This window comes from Nocardioides panacisoli (assembly GCF_019448235.1).
Lineage (GTDB): Bacteria > Actinomycetota > Actinomycetes > Propionibacteriales > Nocardioidaceae > Nocardioides > Nocardioides panacisoli_A.
The window spans coordinates 469,391-493,781 of sequence record NZ_CP080409.1; the positions used below are offsets into that span (position 1 = coordinate 469,391).

Below are 24,391 nucleotides of genomic sequence, written 5' to 3' on the forward strand. Positions count from 1 at the left end.
GTCAATCGGAGGTCGTAGGGCTGCCCTGCTGGAAGTGCTCTACGTCGACGATGACGAACGTGGCATGCGCCGTTGCAACACGCTGCCCCCCGATCTGCGTCGCCCACGCGTCCACCTGGAGTCGCCGGCCTGCCTGCTCGCGGACTCGCGCCGTGAACTCGTAGTCCACGCCCAGCAGCACAGGACGGAGATACTCCACGGTCAGTGACCTGGTGACAGCGAGCTCGCCGACGCGGTAGAGCAGGAACCCGAAGAGGTCGTCGAAGGCCGCCGCGACCAGGCCGCCGTGAGTGATGCCCGGCGCGCCCTCTTGCCGCCGGTCGAAGCGATGGACGGCACTCACGCCGGCCTCGGTGGCATCGACCTCCAGAGCCAGGCCGGCCGGGTTCTCCTTCCCGCAGCCCGCGCACGTGGGGGAGTGCGAGGGCAGCCGCCCGAGGGACGTCGGCTCCGGGCGCGCCATCGACCGGATCCAGGCATCCAGGGCCGAGGCCGGCTCGCCGGTGTCGAGCAACCTGTCGACCGGATCGACACGATCCGTCCCAGCAGCACCCTGCTGTGCGTCGGTCATGAGGTCTCCTCGTTCGGGATGTCGGCCACGTGCGACATCAAGTGACTTTTTGTCTTCTAGTAAGACGAACGCTTCAGTTATGTCTACAGTAGGTGTGGTGCGACCATTCACGAAGTTCCGCGACCGGCGTGGCGACCGGCGGGGGTTCGCGTGGTGGCTGGCGTTGGTGGTCTGCAAGCCGATCCTGGTGGCGCTGCGTCGGGCGGACTGGAGAGGTGTCGAGCGCCTCCCGCGGTCCGGGGGAGCGGTGCTGGCCGCCAACCATGTGTCGCACATCGATCCGCTGCTGGTCGCGGAGATGCTGCTGGCGCAGGATCGGGTGCCGCGCTTCCTGGCGAAGGACACCTTGTTCCGAGGACCTGTCCTGGGCTGGTGGTTCCGGGCTGCCGGGCATGTCAAGGTCGACCGCGCTGCCGGGCGTGCGGCGTACGACGACGCGGTGACGGCAGCCCGCGCGGGCTGCCTGCTCCTGGTGTATCCCGAGGCTTCGATCACCAAGCGGCCAGACGGTCTGCCGATGGCGATGAAGTCGGGCGCGGTGCGAATCGCCCTGGAAGCCTCGGTTCCGCTCGTGCCGGTGGCGCAGTGGGGCGCGCAAGAGATTCTTCCTGCCTACAGCGGCAGGCTGCGCTGGGGTCGGCGGCGGAGCGTCACTGTGTTGGTCGGCGAACCCATCCCGCTCCACGACCTACGAGACCTCGACCAGGCTCGCGCCGTGGAACTCGGTCGCATTCGCCTCGAAGAGAGGCTGACATCCATGGTGCGCGAGCTGAGCGGGACACTGCCCTCGCCGCAGTGAGACGGCGGGCGCCTCGACGCCGTACTCACGAGCGGAAAGAAGGATCCTCACGGCGCTGGCTGTCGTGGCCGCGAAGCATGGCGGGCCCGTAGGTGCTCCTCAGGGTCGCCATCAGCTCATCGAAGGGCAGGTCGAGGAACGTGCCGCGCTCGCCTACGTACTCCATGTGACGTCGACCGGCACCGTCGGCGGCATGGAGCAACGCGTCCTGCGTCCCGTCGAACTCCAGCGGAGCCACACCGAAGCGCTGACACAGCTCGGCGTTGAAAGCCGGCGACCCCTTGCGCCAGGCGCCGCCCACATAGACGCTGGTCCAGCCGTGGTAGACGAACCGATCGGTCCCCATCAGCTCCAGCAGTGCGGGACTGCTGAGGTGGTTCCGCACATCTGAGAAACCGAGCACTGCCGGGATCCCCGCCGCGCGCAGGCTCGCCGTGAGCAGCACCGCCTTGGGCACACACCAGGTGGGTCCGCCAGCCAAGATCGTGCTGGCCCGGTAATCCGATGGGTCCGCGGTGACGCTGTAGGGGTCGTAGCGCAAGCGGTCGCGAACCGCTGAGAACAGCAGGCGGATACGCTCGTGCGGATCCGTGACGCCTCTCAGGGTCGACTCGGTGAAGTCGCGGACATCGGGGTGGTCACTGTTGACGAAGTGACTCGGTGCCAGAGCCTCCTGCGGGTCTCGTTCAATGCTGGTCATGCGTGGGCCCGCAGACCCTGAGGTGCGCCGGCGACCTCGAGGGCGATGACGAGGCCGCGCTCCAGCGAGGGGAGCGCGGCGGCTGCGACAGCGGCCTTCTCCAGGCGGTCACGCACGCTTCCCTCCGCGCGCGCCAGCGAAGCGACCAGGGACCACGTCTCGGCGCACGCGTGGGCGGCGACAGCGACCTCGCGCGCCCTCGCGTCCCCCGTCAGTCGGGCGATGTCCGCCGCACCGCTGGAGAGCAACCGACGGAAGAGGCCACCGCCCGTGCCGGCCTTCTCGACGAAGGCGCTGAATCCGTGGAGGACCAGGTCCAGGACGTCATCGGGGAAGACATCTGGCCAGCATGCGATGTCCTCGGCGAAGAGGTCCACGGCGGCGAGTCCGGTGGCCCCGACCGCCGAGTCGCGACCGCTCACGATCGAAGGGCCGGTTGCGGTGGTCATCGCGACCGCCGCCTGGGCGAAGGCCTCTGACGCCACCTCCTTCAGGTCCGGCAGCCCATCAGGCCAGGAGATGTCGAAGTACGTGTGGCGTGTCGGGACCGGGAATCCCCGGGAGGACCGAGCCCTCGCCAATGCCGAGTACGGCACCAGCTGCACCTCGTCACGATCGTTGTCCACGACGTGGGCGAGCTGCTGTTCCTCGTCGTACCCGATCACCACGATGTCGTGACGGCTCATCTGTAGTCGGACGCGGAGGTAGGGAAGCTCTGCGATGTCGGCCCACACCAGGGCGGGACGTCCCTCGTCCACAGCGTCGCGCACCCAGCTCCAGCCCTCGAGCGGATCGTCAGTGGCGTGCACCGAGACGCTGGCCCCCAGGCGCTTGGGAAGATCAGTCTCGAGATCGCCGCCGCGACCCACGAGGTAGACCGGCGGCATGAGGGTCGCGTCCCTCACGTACGAGAGGTCAAGAGATCCGCTCAGGGCAAAGACCAGACCCTCGTCTGGAGGGCCGTCCCACCCAAGGCCTGCCCACTCGAGAAGATCTCGCATCGCTCCGGAACCGCAGTGCCCACCTCGGCGATGTGGGTAGTCAATCACGCGCGTGTCGCTCGGGTTCTCCACGAGACTCTCCAGACAAACAAAAGAAGGGTTTTGTCGTAATCATAGGCACCGCTGTGAATCCTGTCGCCCATGGCGTGCGTGTGAAGACATGAGTCCGCAGAGGGACAAACGAAGTAACCTGTTGTCATGGCTCCCCCGTCCATGCGCGAGCGCTACCGCGAGCATGTCCGCGCGACGGTGCTGGAGACCGCCCACGACCTCATCGCGGAGCGTGGGTGGGATCGCGTGCGCATGGGCGAGATCGCCGAGACGGTCGGCATCTCGCGCGCCCTGTTGTACAAGGAGTTCGGCGACAAGCCAGGCCTGGGGGAGGCCGTGGTGCTGCGTGAGGCGTCCCGCTTCATCGACGGTATCGAGGACGTTCTCGCCCACCATGGAGCCGACGCCGCCGCCGGACTCGCAGCCTCGGTGGAGTACGTGCTGCACGAGGCCGAGGACAGCACTCTGCTCAGAGCGGTCCTGATCGCCAACCGCGATGCTGCGCCCCTTGCGAACGGGATCCTGCCGCTGCTCACCACGTCCGCGCACTTGCTCGAGCTTGCCTCGCGTTCCCTGGCGAAATGGTTGACGACTCGTGTCCCGGGCCTCAGCGGCGGCGAGGCCGCCGACGCCGCCGACGCGCTGGTCCGGCTCACCGTGAGCCACCTCGCCCTGCCCACGCTGTCTCGGGAAGACACCGCCCGCAAGATCACCGAGGTGGGCTTGCGGTACCTCGGACTCACAGCGCCGGAGCGGTCCGTGACGACCTGACGTGACTGGAGCGGGCCTTAGGTCGCGGGGTCAGCGGCGATCCCGAGCGCCAACATCCGGTGGATCGACTCCGACAGCGAGGACGCATCAAGGGACGCGGCCGGCCGTCACGCTCAGCCCGATCACCCTGACGGCTCCGAAGATGCTGGCGGCGACGGTGGTCGGATCATCGAAACGTCGAATCGAACCGTCCGCCACGCCCTGATCGAGGAGCTGCTGGATCGGGGTGAGAAATGGGGGCGTCGAGCGGAAGCGCCAGGTCGGGCAGGTGAGAGGCGGGGCACAGGTCGCCCACCAAGGCGCGCACAGGTGCGGATGGTCGAGCATGACCGAGGCCTGCGCGGTGATCAAGGCGCCCAGTCGCTCCGATGCGGTCCCTCTTTCGGCCCTTGCCACAGCGACCGCACCCTCGGATGCACGGGGTACCGATTTCGCCGACATGCCCAGTCGTCGTTCGCCGATGGCTACGCCGCCGCTTTCTGGGTGGCCTGCGCGGGGGCTCACTCTCGGCGCGATCGTGTATGTCCGTCTGACTTCTCCGCGAGTGGGCTCGGACGTTGACCTCGCGCCAGCTGCGGTACGGGGTGAGCGCCTATTACGGGCACCACAAATCAGCTGCCACCCAGCCGTGCTTCCGTCCCGATGACGTCGACGCTGAAGTCGTGGTCTACCGCAGCCACGGCGAGCTCGGCGAGTTCTCGGTTCTCGCGCGTCGTTCTGGCGTCGGCCGCAACCAGACACGTCTCTCGCGACTCCCAGTTCGAGTGCTGGTTCGGATCCGCCAGACCCCAGCAAGCGCAACGGCGCCGCCGAGTCTTCCCGCACCCTGGTGCGGCAACGAACGGAGACGGGCACCGAGAACGGAGTCCGAGCTTTACGCGAAGAAGTGACTACAGGTCGTAGTAGAGCTCGAACGGGTAGAGGGAGGCCGTTGGTATGACTGGCTGGCAGAGCAAGTGCGGTTCGGATGCCTGATCGCCGTCAAGGGCACAGATTGGCCTCACGAGATTCGAAAACCGTCCGATTGTGTCAACGAGGTTCAACCCTCAAGATGCGGTCTGACCTGCGGTTTCATCGATGTTCATCATCGTCAACACACCCCTCGGGCGCTCTCTCAAGGCGGTAGCGCCGGTTCGAATCCGGTCGGGGGTACCACTCACGAAGGGCCCGGTCGGTGACCGGGCCCTTCGTGCTGTGTGGCCCCTGCGTCGCCATGGTCGGTGTCACGGCCCCTCGTGGACGGCGACCCCGCCCCTGCCCGAGGCCTTCGCGCGGTACATCGCTGCATCCGCGTGCGCCAGCAGGGTGGGGAAGTCGGTCTCGGCATCGCTGTACGCGACACCGAAGCTGGCACTGTGCACGACACCGTCACGGCCCGACTGGCCGTCGGTGAAGAGCCGGCGGATCGAGGTGATCACCTCGGTGACGGTGTCGGCGTCCGCGGCGGGGAGCACCATGACGAACTCGTCGCCGCCGTAGCGGCCGAGCACGTCCGAGGATCGCACCGAGTGGCGACAGGAGTCGGCGAACAGCCGCAGGGCCTGATCGCCGGCCTGGTGCCCGAAGGTGTCGTTGATGTCCTTGAAGCGATCGAGGTCGGCGAGGACGACGGCAGCGGTCGTCCCGGTGAACCGGGCCTTTTGGACCTCCCGGTCCGAGAGCAGTTCCAGGTCGGCGCGGTTGAGCAAACCCGTGAGTGGATCGAGACTGGCGCGCTTTCGTAGCGACAACGTCTGCTCCTCGTTGCTCAACGCGGTGGCGCTGAACGAGACGACGACCAGGACCACCATCGTGACGATGGTGGTGGGGACGGACCCGGCACCGGAGACGAAGAGGGTGTGCTCGGGGCCGACGAGCGCGAACAGGGCCAAGCGCCAGGCGTAGTACGCGGCGAGCCCGGTGGAGGTGATGCCCATCACTCGCGCGAACCGGGTGTAGACGACGTGGGTCGCAAAGGTGCGTGAAGCCCGAACGAGGGCCAGGAGCTCCAGGCTGGCCAGCCCCAAGAGGAGTGCCATCGCAGCCAGGAGCACCGCGCCGCCGGCCCAGACGTCCACGTCGGAGTCGTCCAACAGACCGGCGGCGCCGGTCGCCCCCATCGGCACGACGGCCCACCAGGCGTTGGTGACCGGTCGCCGCAGCGACCTCGCTGCCAGCCACACGCACCACGCCCCACCGACGGTGAGGGCGTTGCCGAGCGGGTTCGCCCACACCTGGTGATCGGTGCCGTTGAGGAGATAGCACGCCGTCCCTGCCATGAAGGCGGCCAGGGCCCAGCACCACCAGGCGCAGTAGGCAGACCGGTTGGCGCGGAAGACCGCGGCGTACATCAACACGAGGGCCGTCAGCGCGACCGCCCCGAGTGCGACGCGCAGGCTGAAGACGTCGAGAGTCTCCATTCACGCCCCCCGCGGTACCTCGACAGCCCTCCGAGAGCAGTCTCCCATCGTCGGTCGCCCTCGTGGCGAGAACCGGCAGAACCGGACGGGTGCTCGGGAGGCGCCCGGGCACTCGGCGCGCGCCGATGTGTCCGTTTCCCGCTAGCGTGGGGCATCGGCGGCGGGCACGATGGTGCCCATGGCCTCGACCACCACCGCACTCGACGCGGACCGTTGCTACGCGGCCGTGCGCTCGCGTGACCGGCGGTGGGACGGCGTCTTCTGGACCGGTGTGCGCACGACCGGCATCTACTGTCGCCCGTCCTGTCCGGCGCGGACCCCGGCAGCGCACAACGTCACCTTCCACCAGAGTGCCGCGGCCGCCCAGGCGGCTGGCTTTCGTGCCTGCAAGCGGTGCCTGCCCGACGCGACCCCGGGAAGCCCGGAGTGGAATGTCGCGGCCACCGCCGCGGGCCGCGCCATGCGGCTCATCGCCGACGGCGTCGTGGACCGCGAGGGCGTGGCCGGCCTCGCGGACCGGATGGGCTACTCGCCGCGCCACCTGACCCGCATCCTCGGTGCCGAACTGGGCGCCGGCCCCCTGGCACTGGCTCGGGCGCAGCGCGCACAGACCGCGCGAGTCCTCGTCGAGAGCACCGACCTACCCTTCGCCGAGATCGCGTTCGCGGCGGGATTCGCCAGCATCCGCCAGTTCAACGACACCCTCCGCGCGGTGTACGAAGCCACGCCCACCGCCCTGCGCGACCGACGGGGGAGCCGCACGAGCGCCGGCACGATCAGCCTGCGCGTCGCCGTACGCACGCCCTTCGCGGGACGCTGCCTGCGCGACTTCCTCGCCGCGCGTGCCGTTCCCGGCGTGGAGGTGGTCCGCGGCGAGGAGTACGCCCGCACCGTCCACCTGCCCCGTGGACCGGGCACGATCAGCCTTCGGCTCCGCGACGAGCACGACGCCGGCACCGCGGTCGTCCCCGTGACCCTGGCCCTCCATGACCTGCGCGACACCGCGGCAGCCCTCGCCAGGGCACGCCGCCTGCTCGATGCCGACGCCGACCCGCTGCCGATCGCCGACCACCTGGGGCGCGACGCGACACTCGCCCCGCTGGTAACCCGGCGTCCCGGGCTGCGGGTGCCCGGCCAGGTCGCCGGTGCCGAGGTGGCCGTGCGCGCGATCCTCGGCCAGCAGGTCAGCGTCGCGAGCGCGCGGACCGTCGCCGGCCGGCTCGTCGCCGAGCACGGCCGGGTCCACGACGGTGGCGAGCCCGGCCTCACCCATCTCTTCCCCGACGCCGCCACGGTCGCGGGCATCGATCCCGCGACCCTGCCGATGCCCGGAGCCCGGGGTCGCGCCCTCGTCGGCGCGATGGCGGCAGTCGCGGCGGGTGCCATCGACCTCGACGGCGCCTCGCCACGCGACGACGTACGCCGCGCGCTGCTGGACCTGCCCGGCGTCGGACCGTGGACGGCGGACTACATTGCGCTGCGCGCGCTCGGCGACCCCGACGTCTTCCTGTCCACCGACGTCGGGGTGCGTCACGCGCTGCGCACGCGTCCCGACGCCGACCCGCAGCGCTGGGCCCCCTGGCGCTCCTACGCACTCCTGCACCTCTGGACGTCCCTCGAGGAGGACTGATGCACACCGTCATCGACTCACCGATCGGCCCGCTGCGCATCGTGGAGCGCCACGGCGCCATCACCGCGATCGAGTTCAGCCCGTTCCGCGACGGCGACGGCCGCCCCCGCGGCGCCCGCGACGACGCCCACCCGGTGCTCGCCGAGGCCGCGAAGCAGTTGACGGAGTACTTCGACCGCGAGCGGCGCACGTTCGACCTGCCGCTGGCCCCGGACGGCTCCGACTTCCAACGGGCAGTGTGGGAGCAGCTCACCGCCATCGACTACGGCGAGACCGCTTCCTACGGCGAGATCGCCGGCCGGCTCGGCAAGACCAATGCCGCCTCCCGTGCGGTGGGCGTGGCCAACGGTGCGAACCCGATCCCGATCGTCGTCCCGTGCCACCGCGTGATCGGCGCGAACGGCACGCTGACCGGGTACGCCGGCGGCGTCGAACGCAAACAGGCACTGCTGGACCTGGAGCAGGACTCCCTGTTCTGAGCGGGGGTCCGATACCGTGAACGACACCTCGACCCCGTCGCAGAGAGAGGGAGCCCGGTGAGCGTCGTCGCACTCGTCGTCGTCCTCGTGATCGTCCTCGTCCTGGTCCTCGCGGTCGCCGTGCCAGCGATGCTGATCTACAACGGACTCGTCCGTGCCCGCAACGGCTACAAGAACGCCTTCGCCCAGATCGACGTGCAGCTCACGCGCCGCCACGACCTCATCCCGAACCTGGTCGAGACCGCCAAGGGCTACATGAAGCACGAGCGGGAGACGCTGGAGGAGGTCATCCGCGCCCGCACCGCCGCCGTGGACGCCCAGGACGGCGCCCGCAACAACCCCGGCGACCCGGGCGCCATGGGCCAGCTCGGCGGCGCCGAGGGCATGCTCGGCCAGGCGCTCGGCCGGCTCTTCGCACTGTCGGAGTCCTACCCGGACCTGAAGGCGAACCAGAACATGATGCAGCTCTCGGAGGAGCTGACGTCCACCGAGAACCGGGTCGCCTTCGCGCGCCAGGCCTTCAACGACACCGTGATGACCTACAACAACAAGCGTGAAGCCTTCCCCGGCAACATCGTCGCCGGCATGTTCGGCTTCGACGAGGCGGCACTGCTCGAGATCGACGACCCGGAGAAGCGTGAGGCCCCCGACGTCTCCTTCTGAGCCCCGCGCGAGCTGAGCCCCCATGGACTTCTTCGAGCGTCAACGCAGCGTCCGCACGTCCTCGACGCGGCTGGTGCTGCTGTTCCTGCTGGCGGTCGTGCTGATCGTGGTCGTCATCGACGGCGTGTTCCTGCTGGCACTGGCCCAGTCCGATCCCTCGCCGGACCCGCAACGACTGCTCGGGACCGGTGCCGTCGTCGCTGCCGTGGTGGTCGGGATGATCGGCGTGGTCTCGGTCGTGCGGATCCTCGCCCTTCGGGCCGGGGGCGGTGCCGCAGTGGCCCGCAAGCTCGGTGCCGTCCCGCTGGAGGAGCTCGCCTCGACACCGGCGCTCGTGCGCTACCGCAACGTGGTCGAGGAGGTCGCCATCGCCTCGGCGACCCCCGTCCCACAGCTCTTCGTGATGCCCGAGGAACCCGGCATCAACGCCTTCGCCGCCGGCTCCACGCCCGCGGACGCCGCGGTCGCCGTGACCCAAGGCACCCTGGACCGGCTCAACCGCGACGAGCTGCAGGCCGTCATCGGGCACGAGTTCTCCCACATCGTCAACGGCGACATGCGGCTGAGCATGCGACTGATCGGCGTGCTGGCCGGCATCACGGTGCTCGGGGTGATCGGCCGGATCCTGCTCTACTCCGGCGGCACCGGGGGAGGGCGACGCAACAACGGCGCGGCCGCCTTCATGATCGCCGGGCTGGTGATCCTCGTGGTGGGGTCGATCGGTGTCTTCTTCGCCCGCCTGATCAAGGCCGCGATCTCGCGGCAGCGCGAGTACCTCGCGGACGCGTCGGCCGTGCAGTACACCCGGCAGACCGAGGGCCTCGCCGGTGCGCTGAAGAAGATCGGGGGACTCGAGGACGGCTCCCGGCTCCGCAGCGGACGCGTCGAGGACGTCAGCCACATGCTCTTCGGGGAGGGGCTGGACTTCTCCTCGATGTTCGCCACGCACCCGCCGCTCGTCGAGCGGATCCGCCAGCTCGAACCCGGGTTCGAGCCCGCCGAGGTGGCGGACCTGCAACGGCAGTGGCGGCGTACGCCGCCGGACGGCATGGCGGAGGACGCCGCACTCGGGCTCGCGGGGCCCGGTGAGGCCCGTCCCGCGACGGAATCCGCCGTCACTCCCGGCGCACCTCGCGACCTCCGGGGCACTGTCGGCAACCCGACCGAGGAGTCCTTCCGTGCCGGCGCCGAGCTCCTCGCCGCGATCCCGGCACCGCTGCTGGATGCCGCACGGCGCCCGGACCTCGTCCTCGGCCTCGTCCACGGGCTGCTGCTCTCCAGCGACCCGGACGTCCGTCAGGCGCAGTACGAACTGGTGGTCCGCGGCCACGGACGCGACGTCGCCGACCAGGCGTGGCAGGCCGGGGAGTCACTCGAGGGGATCGACGCGGCGTGCCGGCTCCCGCTCGCCGAGCTGGCCTTCCCGGCGCTGCGTGCCCACGGTCGCGACGAGGTCCGCACCGTCATCGCGGTCGTCGGCGACCTCATCGGCGCCGACCAGCGGGTGAGCGTCTTCGAGTACTGCCTCGGCACCCTGCTGTGGACGCAGATGAGCGAGTTCCTGACCGGGCGCCCGCCGTGGCCGACCCGGTCGCGACGGCTCGCGGACTGCCGGCCGGCGGCCGCCGCGCTGCTCTCCGCCGTGGCCGCCGCGGGGCACGGCACCGATGCGGAGCGGACCGCTGCCTTCGACGCCGGTGCGTCGGTGCTCCTCCCGGGCCAAGACCTCGCCTACGCGCCACCGGCCGAGCTGCCCGCGCTCGACGCCGCCTGGGGCGACCTGGACGGCCTGCAGGGGGAGGAGAAGGCCCGCCTGGTCGACGCGCTCGTGGCCACCGCCCGCGCCGACGATGCCGTCCGCGTCGCCGAGCTCGAGCTGGTCCGCACGGTGTGCGGTGTCCTGCACTGCCCGATCCCGCCCGCGATGCGGGGCCGTCGATGACCGGCGGCTGGGAGACCCACCGGTCGTGGACGGCGTACGAGAACCCGTGGCTGCGGCTGCGGGCCGACGACGTCACGCGCCCCGACGGCCGGCCGGGGGAGTACGGCGTGGTGCAGGTGCGGAACCACGCGGTCTTCGTGGTGGCGTTGACCGAGGCCGACGAGGTCGTGATGGTGCGGCTCCACCGGTACCCGATCGGCCGTGACTCGCTGGAGATCCCGGCCGGCGGCAACGACGGCGAGGCACTGCAGGCCGCCGCGGCTCGGGAGCTGCGCGAGGAGTCGGGCTACGTGGCCGAGGAGTGGACCGAGCTGGGGCCGATGTACTCCCTCAACGGCCTGGCCGACGCTCCGGGCACGGCCTTCCTCGCCCGCGACCTCACCCGCGTCGAGGAGGGGGAAGGCCAGCGTGAGGAGGGCATCGCCGGCGTCGAGGTCGTCCCGTGGGGCGAGGTGATGGCCCGCGTCGACCGCGGCGAGATCGATGACGGGGAGACCCTGGCAGCGCTGCTACGTGCCGCGGTCCATCTCGGTCGGCTCTGAGGAGCCGTCGTCACCAGCGAATTCGTCGTCCGCGCCGAGAGATGACGACCACATCGCTGGTGACGACGAGTCACTCCGCCGCCGCGCGGCGCAGCGACTCCGAGAGCCGCTCGGCCGCGGCCATGACGGCGGGGGCGTGCATGCGTCCGGGCTGGCGCGTCAGACGCTCGAGCGGGCCGGAGACCGACACGGCGGCGATCACCTTGCCGCCGGGGGAGCGGACCGGGGCCGACACCGAGGCGACCCCCTGCTCGCGCTCGCCGATCGACTGTGCCCAGCCGCGACGGCGTACGGCGGAGAGCTCGGCCGCGGAGTAGGAGGAGTTCTGGAGTCCCTTGTGGATCCGCTCGGCGTCGTCCCAGGCCAGCAGGATCTGTGCGGCGGATCCGGCGCGCATCGTCAGCTGCGAGCCGACGGGGATGGTGTCGCGCAGGCCGGAGGGGCGCTCGGCTGCGGCGACGCAGACCCGGTGGTCACCCTGGCGCCGGAAGAGCTGGGCCGACTCGCCGGTGATGTCGCGCAGCCGCGCCAGCACCGGACCGGCCGTCGCGAGCAGGCGGTCCTCGCCTGCTGCCGCGGACAGCTCGGAGAGGCGGGGACCGAGCACGAAGCGGCCCTGCATGTCCCGCGCGACGAGGCGGTGGTGCTCCAGTGCGACCGCCAGCCGGTGCGCCGTGGGACGCGCCAGGCCGGTGCCGGCGACGAGTCCGGCCAGCGTGGCGGGGCCGGACTCCAGGGCCGTGAGTACGAGGGCTGCCTTGTCGAGGACGCCCACTCCGCTCGAGTTGTCCATATGCCAATACTGACGTCTCAATGAGTGGGATGCAAGACGTAGAGTGGGTTCCATCGCGCGAGAAGCGGTGACGCGATCCGTCGCCGCCTCGCGAACACCGCACGAACTGAGGAGCGCAACATGGGCAAGACCCTTGCTGAGAAGGTCTGGGACGAGCACGTCGTCCGATCGACCGCCGGTGAACCCGACCTGCTGTTCATCGACCTCCACCTGATCCACGAGGTCACCAGCCCCCAGGCCTTCGAGGGGCTGCGACTCGCCGGCCGGACCGTACGCCGGCCCGACCTCACCCTGGCGACCGAGGACCACAACGTCCCGACCCTGGACTGGGACAAGCCGATCGCGGACCCCGTGAGCCGGACCCAGGTGGACACGTTGCGCAAGAACGCCGAGGACTTCGGGGTGCGCCTCCACCCGCTCGGCGACGTGGAGCAGGGGATCGTCCACGTGGTCGGCCCGCAGCTCGGGCTGACCCAGCCCGGCATGACGATCGTGTGCGGGGACTCCCACACCTCCACCCACGGCGCCTTCGGTGCGATCGCGTTCGGCATCGGCACCTCCGAGGTCGAGCACGTCCTCGCGACGCAGACGCTCCCGCAGGCCAAGCCGCGCACGATGGCCGTCACGGTCAACGGCTCGCTGCCCGAGGGGGTCACCGCGAAGGACCTGATCCTCAACCTGATCACGCAGACCGGCACCGGCGGCGGCCAGGGCTACATCGTGGAGTACCGCGGCCAGGCCATCGAGGAGCTCTCGATGGAGGGCCGCATGACGATCTGCAACATGTCGATCGAGTGGGGTGCGAAGGCCGGCATGATCGCCCCGGACCAGACCACGTTCGACTACATCCACGGTCGCCCCGAGGCGCCGCAGGGCGCGGACTGGGACGCCGCGGTCGCCCACTGGCGCTCGCTCGCCACCGACGAGGACGCGACCTTCGACCGCGAGATCGTGCTCGACGCCTCGACGATGACGCCGTTCGTCACCTGGGGCACCAACCCCGGACAGGGCGTGCCGCTCGGTGCTGCCGTCCCCTCCCCGGAGGACTTCGAGGACCCCAGCGACCGGTACTCGTGCGAGAAGGCGCTGGACTACATGGGTCTCGAGGCCGGTACGCCGATGCGCGAGATCAAGGTCGACACCGTCTTCGTGGGCTCCTGCACCAACGGCCGGATCGAGGACCTCCGCCTCGCCGCCGAGATCATCAAGGGCCACACCGTCGCCCCCGACACCCGACTGCTCGTGGTGCCCGGATCGGTGCGCGTCCGGAACCAGGCGATCGAGGAGGGGCTCGACCAGGTCTTCATCGACGCCGGCGCCGAGTGGCGGGGGGCCGGGTGCTCGATGTGCCTGGGCATGAACCCCGACCAGCTGGCGCCGCAGGAGCGCAGCGCCTCGACGTCGAACCGCAACTTCGAGGGACGCCAGGGCAAGGGTGGTCGCACCCACCTGGTGTCGGTGCCCGTCGCCGCCGCGACGGCAGTGCGCGGCACGTTGTCGGCACCCGCCGACCTCGAGTCGCTGGCCACCGTCTGATCCGGCTCGATCACCCGAAGGAAGACCATGGACAAGTTCACCACCCACACCGGCGTCGGCGTCCCGCTGCGCCGCAGCAACGTCGACACCGACCAGATCATCCCGGCCGTCTACCTCAAGCGAGTCACGCGCACCGGTTTTGAGGACGGGCTCTTCGCCGCCTGGCGCAACGACCCTGACTTCGTGCTCAACCAGGAGGCGTACGCCGCGGGTTCGGTGCTGGTGGCCGGCCCGGACTTCGGCACCGGCTCCTCGCGCGAGCACGCCGTCTGGGCACTGCAGAACTACGGCTTCAAGGCGGTGCTCTCCTCGCGGTTCGCCGACATCTTCCGCGGCAACTCCGGCAAGGCCGGGTTGCTGGCGGCCGAGGTCGAGCCCGAGGCCATCACCGCGCTGTGGGAGCACCTCGAGGCGAACCCCGGATCCTCGATCACCGTCGACCTGGAGGCGAAGACCGTGCGGGCCGGTGCGGACGAGTCCGGGGACGGCGTCGTGCTCGAGGCACCCTTCGCGATCGACGACTACACGCGGTGGCGGCTGCTCGAGGGGCTCGACGACATCGGGATCACGCTGGGACACGAGGACGCGATCAGCGCCTTCGAGTCCGATCGACCGTCCTGGAAGCCGGCAACGCTCTGAATCCTGCGGTTCGCGCGCCGTGCGGTGACCCCGCTTCGCGGTGACGGACGAGTCGGCCGAGCCAGTTTTCCCTTGCTGTGCGCGGGTTCTGACGTTCTCCGCACCTCGCGGGACATTCGCGAATGGTGTCCCACGGGGCAACCGCAATGCGGTGACCTGGCAATCGGGAAGTCGAGAATTGCCGCTTCCTGCTTGAAAAAACCCGCGCCATTCCGGGGCAGATCGTTGTGATCGGTGCGGCGCAGTGCTTAGCGTGCCAGCTAGGAGCGTCGGGCGCAGGGCCGGGCGCACGGCCAACGAACGGCACGGACGCTGTTCCGTCGGAAGGACACAGAGTGAACAAGTCACAGCTGATTGACGCGCTCGCCGAGCGTTTCGAGGGCAGCCGCAAGGATGCCGCGCAGGCCCTCGACATCGTGCTCGACACCATCACCCGTCAGGTCGCGAAGGGCGAGAAGGTCGCCATCACCGGGTTCGGTTCCTTCGAGAAGCGAGTCCGTCCGGCCCGCACCGTGCGCAACCCGCGGACCGGCGAGTCGATGCGTGCGAAGAAGAAGTCCGTGCCCAAGTTCACTCCCGGCGCTGACCTGAAGAACGTCATCGACGGCAGCAAGAAGTTGCCGAAGCTGCCCAAGCCGGCGCAGAAGGCCGTGGCTGTCGCCAAGAAGGCCACCCCGGGAGTGAAGTCCTCGACGGCGACCAAGTCCGCAGCGAAGAAGTCGACCGCCACGAAGTCGACGGCGAAGAAGTCGCCGGCGAAGAAGTCGACCGCGAAGAAGGCGCCGGCGAAGAAGTCGACCGCGAAGAAGTCGACGGCCAAGAAGTCGACCGCGAAGAAGGCGCCGGCGAAGAAGTCGACGGCCAAGAAGTCGACGGCGAAGAAGTCGACCGCGAAGAAGTCGACCGCGAAGAAGTCGACCGCGAAGAAGTCGACGGCCAAGAAGTCGACCGCGAAGAAGTCGACCGCGAAGAAGTCGACGGCCAAGAAGTCGACCGCGAAGAAGGCGCCGGCGAAGAAGTCGACGGCCAAGAAGTCCACGGCCAAGAAGGCAGCCGCGAAGAAGTCCTGAGTCCGACTCCGAGGGCCGTCCACCGACACGGTGGGCGGCCCTCGTCGTGTCAGCGTGGCCCGGGCAGCATTCGCAGGGCGTTCCGCGTCGCCGCCCCCACGCCGTGGGTGACAGCGCTCGCCAGGTCCTCGGCATCGTCGACGTCGAGGCGCAGCCCGACCAGTGAGCCGGACACCGGGACGGCGCCGCTCACCCGGTGCGCGTCGGCGGAGTGGGCGCCGAAATGCGGTGCGAAGTCCGAGGTGCTCGCCGAGTACATCGTGGTCCCGGTCCCGTGGGCGTCGGCCACGAACCCCGGCGCATCGGACAGCCCACCGAGCGCGGCATCCAGCTCGTCGGGCAGCAGCGCCGGGAGGTCGGCGCACAGGGCGAACGGGCGCAGCTGCGGCCACCGTCGGGCCGCGACGGCGGCACCGTGGCGCAAGGCGCCGTTGAGACCCTCGCCCGTTCCGGGCTCGTCGGTGACCGTCGCCCCCAGGGACGCGGCGTACTCCGCAAGACCGGCGTCGTCGGTCACCACCAGCACGGCGGCGACCCGTCGGGCGGCGAGGCAGGCGCGCAGCGTGTCGGTGGCGAACGCCACGGCGAGGCGTCCCCGCTGGTCGTCGGGCACCGAGACCAGACGCGACTTGCCCACGCCGGGTGGTTTCACCGGGACGATGGCGACGTGCGCGGGACTCACGGCAGGATCCTGTCAGGTGACCCGCACGGTCGCTCACCCGGACGCCGGCGGCGGAACGGTAGCCTGCATCCTCGTGGTCGTTCGCAAGATGCAGGACCAGCGTGGTTGGGCCTTCAACCTCGCGGTGGTCATCCTCAAGCCGTTGCTCCTCGCGCTCACCAAGCGATCGTGGTCCCACGGCGAGCGCATCCCCGAGAGCGGGGGATGCGTGGTGGTGCTCAACCACCTCTCGCACCTGGACCCCCTCACCGCGGCCCACTTCGTCCATGACCACGGCAGGGCCCCGCGCTATCTCGCGAAGGCCGCGCTGTTCCACAACCCCGTCCTCGGCGCGATCATGCGGGGCGCGGGTCAGATCCCCGTCGAGCGGGAGTCCCGCAACGCGATGGGCGCGTACGACGCCGCGGTGGCCGCCGTGCGCGAGGGCCAGTGCGTGGTGGTCTATCCCGAGGCGACCATCACCCGCGACCCGGACCTGTGGCCCATGCGCGGCAAGACCGGGGCGGCCCGGATCGCGCTCGCCACCGGATGCCCCGTCATCCCCGTCGGCCAGTGGGGGGCGCAGGAGATCCTGCCGCCGTACACCACCCGGCCGCACCTGTTCCCGCGCAAACGGGTCACCATGCGGGCCGGCGAGCCCGTCGTGCTCGCCGATCTCGCAGCGCGCGAACGCACCCCCGAGGTGACCGCCGAGGCGACGGAACGCATCATGGCGGCGATCACCGCCGAGGTGGCCGAGATCCGGGGCGAACCCGCGCCGGCCGAGCGGTACGACATGCGGATCCACGGCGATCGGTTCAAGAAGAGGAAGGGCCTGCCGGGCCAGGAGGAGCGCTGAATGAACAGCAAGGTGGCGGTGCTGGGCGCCGGATCGTGGGGGACGGCGTTCTCCATCGTGCTCGCCGACGGCGGCAACGACGTGTCGTTGTGGGCACGCCGCGAGGAGGCGGCGGTCAGCATCAACGAGCGCCGTGAGAACTCCGACTACCTCCCGGGGATCGAGTTGCCACCCGCTGTCAGCGCCACCCACGACCCCGAGCAGGCGTTGGCCGGCGCCGACGTGGTCGTCCTCGGCGTGCCGTCACAGTCGCTGCGGGACAACCTGCCGGACTTCCTGCCCTACGTGCAGCCGGGGGCGGTGTTCGTCTCGCTGGCGAAGGGCATCGAACTCGGCTCGCTGAAGCGGATGAGCCAGGTGGTCGGGGAGGTCGCCGACGTCGGGCCGGAGCGGATCGCCGTCATCAGCGGCCCCAACCTCGCCAAGGAGATCGCGCGCCGCGAGCCGGCGGCCTCGGTCGTCGCGTGCGAGGACGAGGACGTCGCCACCATGCTGCAGCAGCGGTGCCACTCGCCCGCCTTCCGGCCCTACACCAGCGTCGACGTCCTCGGGTGCGAGATGGGCGGTGCCTACAAGAACGTGGTCGCCCTCTGCGTCGGCATGGCGGTCGGGCTCGGCTTCGGCGACAACACCACGGCCTCGCTCATCACCCGTGGTCTCGCGGAGACTGCCCGTCTGGCAATGAACCAGGGCGCCAACCCGCTGACGCTGATGGGGCTCGCGGGCCTCGGGGACCTGGTCGCGACCTGCTCCTCGCCGCTCTCGCGCAACCGCACGTTCGGCGAGAAGCTGGGGCAGGGGATGACCACCGAGGAGATCTACGCCTCCACGCGTCAGGTCGCCGAGGGCGCGAAGTCCTGCTCCTCGATCCGTGCCCTCGCCGAGAGCGCCGACGTCGACGCACCGATCGCGTACGCCGTCGACGAGGTCGTGAACGGTCGGATGACGACCTCGGACATGATGGCGGCGTTCATCAACCGCGACCCCAAGGCCGAGATCGGCTGAGCCCGGCCGAGCATCACCGAGGGGCGATGCGGTCCAGCGCGCGCTCCAGGTCGGTCCAGAGGTCGGTGGCGTCCTCGATGCCGACCGAGAGCCGCACCAGGCCCTCGGGGATGGTGGCGGCCTCCGCCTTCCACCGCCGCCGCCGCTCGAGGGTGGACTCCACCCCGCCCAGCGAAGTGGCGTGCGCCCACAGTCGGGTGTCGCGCACCAACAGGTCTGCTGCGGGGCCACCGCCCTCGACCACGACGGAGACGATCGCGCCGAACCCGGGGTAGCGCACCTCGGTGACGGCCCGGTGCTGCTCCAGCCGGTCGGCGAGGTCCTTGGCGGTCTCCTCGGCACGATCCAGGCGCACGTGCAGCGTGCGCATGCCCCGCAGCGTCAGCCAGGTCTCGAACGGGCCGGGGGTGTTGCCGGTCAGGTCGCGTCGATCCTTCAGCGCCTTGTGCACGGCCTCGTCGCGCACCACGAGCGCACCCATCTGGACGTCGCTGTGGCCGGCGAGGAACTTAGTCGCCGAGTGCAGCACGATGTCGGCGCCCGACTCGAGCGGGTTCTGCCGCAGCGGGGTGGCGAAGGTGTTGTCCACGACGACCCGGATGCTGAGCTCGTGGGCGGCCTCGATGAGCCGCGGCAGGTCGGCGACCTCGAGGGCGGGGTTGGTGGGGGACTCCACCCAGAGCAGGGCACAGTCCTCGTCCTCCGACATCCGCGCGATCACCGCGTCGGTGTCGGTGATGTCGACCAGGGTCGAGTGCAGGCGCCCCCGCGACTCCAGGTCGCCCAGTGCCATCACGCTCCCGGTGTAGGCGTGCTGGGGAGCGACGACACCGGAGCCGAGGCCGACGAGGTCCAGCACGGCGGTCACGGCGGCCATGCCGGAGGCGTAGCCGAGTGCCCGGCCGCCCTCGAGCGCACCGAGGGCCTCCTCGAACGCGCTCCACGTCGGGTTCCCATAGCGGCCGTACTCCAGGTCGCCGGTGGCGACGTAGGTGGAGGCCATCGTGATCGGCGCGTTGAACGGCGCGTCGGGCTCCTTGGCGGGCCGACCGGCCGTGACGGCGAGGGTGGCGGGGCGCAGGGGGGAGGAGGCGTCGGAGCGCGAAGCGGACATGGCCCAACGGTAGGGTCTGGCCCGATGAACGACTCCACCGGCCGCCGTCCCCGTGTCGCCCTCGTCTTCGGCGGGCGCTCCAGCGAGCACGCGATCTCCTGCGTCACTGCAGGCAGCGTCCTGGAGGCGATCGACCGCGACAAGTACGAGGTGCTGCCGATCGGGATCGCCCCCGACGGCCAGTGGGTCCTGGAGGCCGACGACCCCCAGCGGCACCGCATCACCGGGCGCGGCCAGCTGCCGGCGGTGGACGACTCGCTGCCCACCGTGGCGCTGGTGCGGACCGAGGGGGGCACCAGTCTGACGGTGAGCGACCCGAGTGCCCCGCCACGCGAGCTCGGTGACGTCGACGTGGTCTTCCCGCTGCTGCACGGACCGTGGGGGGAGGACGGCACGATCCAGGGGATGCTGGAGATGGCCGGGGTCCGCTACGTGGGCGCCGGGGTGCTCGCCTCGGCCGTGGCGATGGACAAGGCCTTCATGAAGGTCGTCCTCACCGAGGCCGGGTTGCCGGTGATGCCGAGCGTGACCGTGACCGCGCGCGACTGGGAGCGCGACCGGCTCGACGTCCGCGAGCGCATCCGCGGACTGGGGTTCCCGACCTTCGCCAAGCCCGCGCGGGGCGGCTCGAGCATCGGGATCGCCAAGATCCACGACGACAGCGAGATCGACGCCGCCGTCGAGGGTGCTCTCGCCCACGACCCCAAGGTGCTCGTCGAGGTGGCGGCGGAGGGCGCACGCGAGGTCGAGTGCGGCGTCCTGCAGTCCCTCGAGGGTGAGCCGGAGGCCAGCGTGCCCGCCGAGATCCGCATCACCGGGGACCACGAGTTCTACGACTTCGACGCCAAGTACCTCCCCGAGGAGGCGACCGAGCTCGACGTGCCGGCCGACCTGCCCGACGAGGTCACGGCGCGGGTGCAGGAGCTGGCACGACAGGCGTTCACCGTGACCGGGTGCGAGGGGTTGGCGCGGGTCGACTTCTTCGTGATGCCGGACGGCTCGTTGGTCGTCAACGAGCTCAACACGATGCCCGGCTTCACACCGCTGTCGATGTTCCCGCAGATGTGGGCCGCCTCGGGGCTGCCCTACGCCGACCTCATCGACCGGCTCATCGGGTTGGCGCTCCAGCGCGGCACGGGCCTGCGCTGAGGGCCGGCAGCCGGCTCACAGGCACTCGCCGGGCTGGCTGCGCAGGTGCTCCTCCACCAGCGGTCCCAGCGACGCCATCACCGCGGCCCCGCCCTCGGGCCAGTACGCCGCCGGCACGACCACCTCGATGCGGGGGAGGTCCCAGGCCGAGGTGAGGGCCAGGTCCTGCGGTTCGGTCCCGAACTGGTCGTCGGGGAGGTACCACCGCACGCCATCGACGACCTCGCAGGCCGCACCCTCGCGGAGCTCAGGCGGCTCGGGGACGCCGCAGGTCACCACGATCGCCGGGTCGCCGTACGCCGCCCCGAGCGCGTCGTCGGGGTCGACCTCGCCGCGTGCCTGGTCGGCCAGCGTGTCCGGCAGCGACTCGACGAACGCCGCACAGGCGGACTCGTCCTCGGCGGAGAGGTCGTGGTCGGTGATCTGCGTGCCGCCACAGGCCGTCGTGGCGACCGCGACGACGGCGAGCGGCGCCACGAGGCGGTGGCGGACACGGTGCCGCGTCCGCCACGCGCGTCGGGGCGACACCTCAGATGTGGACCACGGGGCAGGTGAGGGTGCGCGTGATGCCGGGCAGGTTCTGCACCTTCGACACCACCAGCGTGCCCAGCTCATCGACGTTCTTGGCCTCGGCGCGGACGATGACGTCGTAGGGACCGGTGACGTCCTCGGCGAGGGTGACGCCCTCGACGGTGGCGATCTCGGAGGCCACATCGGCGGCCTTGCCCACGTCGGTCTGGATCAGGATGTAGGCCTGCACCGTCATTGGTTGCACTCCTCGTCACTCGCGAAGGTCGGTCACCCCCCAACCTACCCCCGCGGGGACGTCTGGTGGGATGTGGCCGTGTCCGACTCCGCAGCCATCGGCCCCGACACCACGCTGGCCGACCTCGGCGAGTTCGGCGTCATCGGGCGGCTCGAGGATCTCGTCGCGTCGCTGGCGCCGGGCGAGAACGTGCTGGTCGGCCCCGGTGACGACGCCGCGGTGCTGCGCGTGCGCACCGGGCACGTCGTGGTCTCGACCGACCTGATGGTCGAGGGGCGCCACTTCCGCCGGGACTGGGTCGACGCCGTCGACGTCGGACACCGCGCGGCGGCACAGAACCTCTCCGACATCAACGCGATGGGTGGCCGCGCCACCTGGCTCACCGTCGGACTGGCGTTGCCCAGCAACCTCCCGGCCCAGTGGGTCCTGGGCTTCGTCCGCGGGTTCGCCGAGGAGTGTGCCGCCGTGGGTGCCGGCGTGGTCGGCGGCGACCTGAGCGAGGCCGACCAGATCACCGTGGCCGTCACGGTGCTCGGTGCGTGCACCGTCTCACCGGTGCTGCGGTCGGGTGCCTCGGTCGGCGATGTCGTGGCGATGTGCGGTCGGCAGGGCTGGGCCGCGGGCGGACTCGCGGTGCTCGGTCGGGGCTTCCGGTCCCCGCGCAAGCTCGTCGATGCCTACCGGCGCCCGGAGCCCCCGTACGACGCCGGTCTGGTCGCCGCCGAGGCCGGCGCGACCGCCATGATCGACGTGTCCGACGGTCTGCTCGCCGACGCCGCGCACCTCGCACGTGCGTCCGGCGTCGGCATCAACCTGCGCAGCGAGGCCTTCGAGGTCGCCGAGCCGCTGCACGCGGTGGCCGCCGCCACGGGATCCGACCCGCTGCAGTACGTCCTGGGCGGGGGAGACGACCACGCGCTCCTCGCCACCTTCCCCGCCGGCACCGACCTGCCCGACGGGTGGCACCAGGTGGGCGTGGTCAACCCGCCCGACGACGGCCTGCCCGTCGTCACCGTCGACGGCGCCACCAACGACGGCCCGGTCGGCTGGTCCCACTTCTGAGGAGGGTCGAGTCGGCACTTCTTCCGCGTCGAGTCAGCACTTTTCTCGCGTCGAGCCAGCGGTTCGTGAACGCCCACCGGCGACGGACATGACGATGGCCCCGACGCGCCGCGCGCATCGGGGCCATCCAGGACCTTCCGCGACCCGTGGGTCACGGCGTCATGATCGTGGTCTCAGCGAGTCACCTTGCCGGCCTTGAGGCAGCCGGTGCAGACGTTGATCCGCTTGGGCGTGCCGTCGACCTTGGCGCGCACGCGCTGGATGTTGGGGTTGAAGCGACGCTTGGTGATCTTGCGCGACCAGGGACGGTTGTTGCCGAAGCCCGGCTTCTTCGCGCAGATGTCGCAGACGGCAGCCACGATTGACTCCTACGGATCGATACTTGTGCTGGATGCCAGGGGTCGGACCCTGGAGGCGTTGGGGTCGCCCGGGAGCGTCCGGGCAACCGCATCAGGGTAGCGGACCAGCGGCTCGCGACCGAAATCGCGGCACCCGGGAGCGGCCGCGTCACTGGCGCGGACGACCCCACTAGTGTGCCACCCATGGCCGGCATCGAACTCGACACGGTACGTCGCTTCGTCGACGTCGCCGTCGATGCACTCGCCGCGGCCCGTGAGGAGATCGACGCGCTCAACGTCTATCCCGTTCCCGACGGTGACACCGGCACCAACATGTACCTCACCGTCGCCTCGGCCCGCGATGCGCTCGGCGCCACCGAGCCGACCGCGACCGACCGGTCCGCCGGCCTCGAGGCCTTCGCCCGCGGTGCCCTGCTGGGGGCGCGCGGCAACTCCGGCGTCATCCTGAGCGAGATGCTCGGCGCGGTCGCGCGACGACTGCGCGACGCCGATGACTCCGAGCGCAACGCGGTGGTGATGGCCGACGGACTCCGCCGGGCCAGCGACGCGAGCTACGCCGCCGTGGGCGAGCCGGTCGAGGGCACGATGCTGAGCGTGCTCCGAGCCGCGTCGGAGGCCGCCCAGCGCGTGGTCAGCGACGACGACCGGGCGCGGGCACGCGACGTGTTCACCGCGGCCACCGCCGCCGCGCGCGACGCGCTGGCGCGCACGCCCGAGCAGTTGGAGGTCCTGCGCAACGCCGGCGTGGTCGACGCCGGCGGCCGGGGCCTGTGCGTGATCCTCGACGCCGCCGAGACCGCCCTGACGGGGAAGCGCCCCGTCGTGGAACCGGCCGCGATCGGCGCCCACGCCATCCCGGTGCCGCAGGCGACCGGTGCCGACCTCAGCGCGGACGGACCGGCGTACGAGGTGATGTACCTCCTCGAGGCCGAGGACGACGACGTCCCGGACCTGCGGGTCCGGCTCGGTGGGCTCGGCGACTCGGTGGTGGTCGTCGGCGGCGACGGCACCTGGCACGTGCACGTCCACACCGACGACGTGGGCGCGGTGATCGAGACCGGCCTGGCCGCGGGGCGGCCCCACCGGATCCGCGTCACCCACTTCGCCGAGCAGGCCGAGGCCGACCGGCGCGAACCCGTCGCCCAGCGCCGCGTCGTGGCCGTCGCAGCGGGTCCCGGACTCGCCGCGATCTTCCGGGAGGCCGGTGCCGTCGTCGTCGAGGGGCGTCCCGGCGTACGCCCGTCGACCGGTGAGCTGCTGGAGGCGATCACCGAGTGCCGCGCCCGCGAGATCATCGTGCTGCCCAACGACGAGAACTCCGTACGGGCGGCCCGCATGGCAGCGAGCACGGCCGAGCTGGACGACACCGATGCCCGGGGGATCCGCGTCTCGGTCATCCCGACGCGGGCCCAGGTGCAGGGCCTGGCGGCCCTGGCGGTGCACGAGCCGGGGCGCGCCTTCGACCAGGACGTCACCGAGATGACGGCGACCGCCCGCCACGTGCGCGACGGTGCCGTCACGCTCGCCGCCCGGACGGCCATGACCTCCGCCGGGCCGTGCGAGGAGGGCGACGCGCTCGGTGTGGTCTCCGGGGACTTCGTCATCGTCGGCAACGAGCTCGCCGAGGTCACGCGCGGGGTGCTGACCCGGCTGCTGGCGCCCGGCGGGGAGCTGGTGACGCTGGCGTCCGGTGTGGACGGCGCCGACCTCGCCGACACCACGGCGGCCTGGGTCGAGGCGGAGTACCCCCACGTCGACGTGGTGGTCTATGACGGCGGCCAGGAGCGCTACCCCCTCCTGATGTCGGTGGAGTGAGGTGGCCGACCCCCG

At 70.9% G+C, this 24,391-nt stretch carries 26 protein-coding genes; 15 read left to right on the forward strand and 11 right to left on the reverse strand.

Translation table 11 applies throughout. The features are described 5' to 3' along the window. Window position 1: 1 nt before the first annotated feature. Window positions 2-571 (reverse strand): PaaI family thioesterase, encoded by a 570-nt coding sequence (locus KUV85_RS02305; RefSeq protein ID WP_219961604.1) that lies wholly within the window; start codon window positions 569-571, stop codon window positions 2-4. 97 nt (window positions 572-668) lie between these two features. Between KUV85_RS02305 and KUV85_RS02310 the strand changes: the two genes are divergently transcribed. Next, complete coding sequence (locus KUV85_RS02310; protein WP_219961605.1) at window positions 669-1,370, forward strand: lysophospholipid acyltransferase family protein; 702 nt, start codon at window positions 669-671, stop codon at window positions 1,368-1,370. Between the two features lie 25 nt (window positions 1,371-1,395). Here KUV85_RS02310 and KUV85_RS02315 read toward each other — a convergent pair whose 3' ends face one another. Together KUV85_RS02315 and KUV85_RS02320 are read right to left on the reverse strand one after the other, a co-directional pair. Further along, window positions 1,396-2,070: a transglutaminase-like domain-containing protein gene (locus KUV85_RS02315; RefSeq protein ID WP_219961606.1), complete on the reverse strand. Its 675-nt coding sequence runs from the start codon at window positions 2,068-2,070 to the stop codon at window positions 1,396-1,398. Then, window positions 2,067-3,143: a BtrH N-terminal domain-containing protein gene (locus tag KUV85_RS02320; RefSeq protein ID WP_425299378.1), complete on the reverse strand. Its 1,077-nt coding sequence runs from the start codon at window positions 3,141-3,143 to the stop codon at window positions 2,067-2,069. The genes KUV85_RS02315 and KUV85_RS02320 overlap by 4 nt, the downstream gene beginning before the upstream one ends. Before the next feature lie 141 nt (window positions 3,144-3,284). Here KUV85_RS02320 and KUV85_RS02325 point away from each other — a divergent pair, with 141 nt between their 5' ends. Further along, on the forward strand, window positions 3,285-3,893 hold the full coding sequence (locus tag KUV85_RS02325) for a TetR family transcriptional regulator (RefSeq protein WP_219961607.1): 609 nt from the start codon (window positions 3,285-3,287) through the stop codon (window positions 3,891-3,893). An 87-nt stretch (window positions 3,894-3,980) separates the two neighbouring features. Here the strand turns inward: KUV85_RS02325 and KUV85_RS02330 are convergent, their stop codons facing one another. Both KUV85_RS02330 and KUV85_RS02335 read right to left on the reverse strand, forming a co-directional pair. After that, a complete protein-coding gene (locus KUV85_RS02330) occupies window positions 3,981-4,244 on the reverse strand; it encodes a hypothetical protein (RefSeq protein ID WP_219961608.1) in 264 nt (87 codons plus the stop codon). 872 nt (window positions 4,245-5,116) lie between these two features. Beyond that, window positions 5,117-6,292: a GGDEF domain-containing protein gene (locus KUV85_RS02335; protein ID WP_219961609.1), complete on the reverse strand. Its 1,176-nt coding sequence runs from the start codon at window positions 6,290-6,292 to the stop codon at window positions 5,117-5,119. Window positions 6,293-6,470: 178 nt separating this feature from the next. On the opposite strand from KUV85_RS02335, the gene KUV85_RS02340 reads away from it, so the two are divergent. From KUV85_RS02340 to KUV85_RS02360, 5 genes are read left to right on the forward strand one after another with little or no spacing between them, the layout of a single operon-like run. Then, complete coding sequence (locus KUV85_RS02340) at window positions 6,471-7,922, forward strand: AlkA N-terminal domain-containing protein (protein WP_219961610.1); 1,452 nt, start codon at window positions 6,471-6,473, stop codon at window positions 7,920-7,922. Next, window positions 7,922-8,401: a methylated-DNA--[protein]-cysteine S-methyltransferase gene (locus KUV85_RS02345; protein ID WP_273543997.1), complete on the forward strand. Its 480-nt coding sequence runs from the start codon at window positions 7,922-7,924 to the stop codon at window positions 8,399-8,401. Before KUV85_RS02340 ends, KUV85_RS02345 begins: the two co-directional genes overlap by 1 nt. A 57-nt stretch (window positions 8,402-8,458) precedes the next feature. After that, window positions 8,459-9,064: a LemA family protein gene (locus tag KUV85_RS02350; protein WP_237690186.1), complete on the forward strand. Its 606-nt coding sequence runs from the start codon at window positions 8,459-8,461 to the stop codon at window positions 9,062-9,064. A gap of 22 nt (window positions 9,065-9,086) precedes the next feature. Further along, window positions 9,087-11,006: a M48 family metallopeptidase gene (locus tag KUV85_RS02355; RefSeq protein WP_219961611.1), complete on the forward strand. Its 1,920-nt coding sequence runs from the start codon at window positions 9,087-9,089 to the stop codon at window positions 11,004-11,006. Then, a complete protein-coding gene (locus KUV85_RS02360; protein ID WP_219961612.1) occupies window positions 11,003-11,548 on the forward strand; it encodes an NUDIX domain-containing protein in 546 nt (181 codons plus the stop codon). The genes KUV85_RS02355 and KUV85_RS02360 overlap by 4 nt, the downstream gene beginning before the upstream one ends. A gap of 70 nt (window positions 11,549-11,618) precedes the next feature. Here KUV85_RS02360 and KUV85_RS02365 read toward each other — a convergent pair whose 3' ends face one another. Further along, on the reverse strand, window positions 11,619-12,341 hold the full coding sequence (locus tag KUV85_RS02365; protein ID WP_219961613.1) for an IclR family transcriptional regulator: 723 nt from the start codon (window positions 12,339-12,341) through the stop codon (window positions 11,619-11,621). Window positions 12,342-12,461: 120 nt separating this feature from the next. On the opposite strand from KUV85_RS02365, the gene leuC reads away from it, so the two are divergent. The 3 genes from leuC to KUV85_RS02380 all read left to right on the forward strand — a co-directional run bounded on the left by leuC (window position 12,462) and on the right by KUV85_RS02380 (window position 15,586). Then, a complete protein-coding gene (leuC, locus tag KUV85_RS02370) occupies window positions 12,462-13,877 on the forward strand; it encodes a 3-isopropylmalate dehydratase large subunit (protein WP_219961614.1) in 1,416 nt (471 codons plus the stop codon). A gap of 27 nt (window positions 13,878-13,904) precedes the next feature. Beyond that, window positions 13,905-14,516 carry a 3-isopropylmalate dehydratase small subunit gene (gene leuD, locus KUV85_RS02375; RefSeq protein ID WP_219961615.1) on the forward strand — a complete coding sequence of 204 codons (612 nt, stop codon included), beginning with the start codon at window positions 13,905-13,907 and terminating at the stop codon, window positions 14,514-14,516. A 335-nt stretch (window positions 14,517-14,851) separates the two neighbouring features. Then, entirely contained in the window at window positions 14,852-15,586 is a 735-nt protein-coding gene (locus KUV85_RS02380) for an HU family DNA-binding protein (RefSeq protein WP_219961616.1), read from the forward strand. Window positions 15,587-15,635: 49 nt separating this feature from the next. On the opposite strand, the gene cofC is transcribed toward KUV85_RS02380, so the two are convergent. Then, window positions 15,636-16,268 (reverse strand): 2-phospho-L-lactate guanylyltransferase, encoded by a 633-nt coding sequence (gene cofC / locus KUV85_RS02385; protein ID WP_219961617.1) that lies wholly within the window; start codon window positions 16,266-16,268, stop codon window positions 15,636-15,638. A 73-nt stretch (window positions 16,269-16,341) separates the two neighbouring features. On the opposite strand from cofC, the gene KUV85_RS02390 reads away from it, so the two are divergent. Next, a complete protein-coding gene (locus KUV85_RS02390) occupies window positions 16,342-17,106 on the forward strand; it encodes a lysophospholipid acyltransferase family protein (RefSeq protein WP_219961618.1) in 765 nt (254 codons plus the stop codon). Then, complete coding sequence (locus KUV85_RS02395) at window positions 17,107-18,111, forward strand: NAD(P)H-dependent glycerol-3-phosphate dehydrogenase (RefSeq protein ID WP_219961619.1); 1,005 nt, start codon at window positions 17,107-17,109, stop codon at window positions 18,109-18,111. Between the two features lie 13 nt (window positions 18,112-18,124). Here KUV85_RS02395 and KUV85_RS02400 read toward each other — a convergent pair whose 3' ends face one another. Further along, window positions 18,125-19,225: a trans-sulfuration enzyme family protein gene (locus KUV85_RS02400; RefSeq protein WP_219961620.1), complete on the reverse strand. Its 1,101-nt coding sequence runs from the start codon at window positions 19,223-19,225 to the stop codon at window positions 18,125-18,127. A 24-nt stretch (window positions 19,226-19,249) separates the two neighbouring features. Between KUV85_RS02400 and KUV85_RS02405 the strand changes: the two genes are divergently transcribed. Next, window positions 19,250-20,374, forward strand: a complete 1,125-nt coding sequence (locus KUV85_RS02405) for a D-alanine--D-alanine ligase family protein (protein ID WP_219961621.1) — start codon at window positions 19,250-19,252, stop codon at window positions 20,372-20,374. A gap of 15 nt (window positions 20,375-20,389) precedes the next feature. On the opposite strand, the gene KUV85_RS02410 is transcribed toward KUV85_RS02405, so the two are convergent. Both KUV85_RS02410 and KUV85_RS02415 read right to left on the reverse strand, forming a co-directional pair. Beyond that, window positions 20,390-20,902: a DUF3515 domain-containing protein gene (locus KUV85_RS02410; protein WP_219961622.1), complete on the reverse strand. Its 513-nt coding sequence runs from the start codon at window positions 20,900-20,902 to the stop codon at window positions 20,390-20,392. Window position 20,903: 1 nt separating this feature from the next. Next, window positions 20,904-21,140 carry an Lrp/AsnC family transcriptional regulator gene (locus KUV85_RS02415; protein WP_219961623.1) on the reverse strand — a complete coding sequence of 79 codons (237 nt, stop codon included), beginning with the start codon at window positions 21,138-21,140 and terminating at the stop codon, window positions 20,904-20,906. A gap of 78 nt (window positions 21,141-21,218) precedes the next feature. Between KUV85_RS02415 and KUV85_RS02420 the strand changes: the two genes are divergently transcribed. Then, the gene (locus KUV85_RS02420; RefSeq protein ID WP_219961624.1) at window positions 21,219-22,202 is read left to right on the forward strand and encodes a thiamine-phosphate kinase; all 984 of its coding nucleotides are present in this window, start codon (window positions 21,219-21,221) and stop codon (window positions 22,200-22,202) included. Between the two features lie 173 nt (window positions 22,203-22,375). On the opposite strand, the gene rpmB is transcribed toward KUV85_RS02420, so the two are convergent. Next, window positions 22,376-22,561 carry a 50S ribosomal protein L28 gene (gene rpmB, locus KUV85_RS02425; protein ID WP_219961625.1) on the reverse strand — a complete coding sequence of 62 codons (186 nt, stop codon included), beginning with the start codon at window positions 22,559-22,561 and terminating at the stop codon, window positions 22,376-22,378. A gap of 183 nt (window positions 22,562-22,744) precedes the next feature. On the opposite strand from rpmB, the gene KUV85_RS02430 reads away from it, so the two are divergent. Then, window positions 22,745-24,376 carry a DAK2 domain-containing protein gene (locus KUV85_RS02430; protein ID WP_219961626.1) on the forward strand — a complete coding sequence of 544 codons (1,632 nt, stop codon included), beginning with the start codon at window positions 22,745-22,747 and terminating at the stop codon, window positions 24,374-24,376. Window positions 24,377-24,391: the final 15 nt, after the last annotated feature.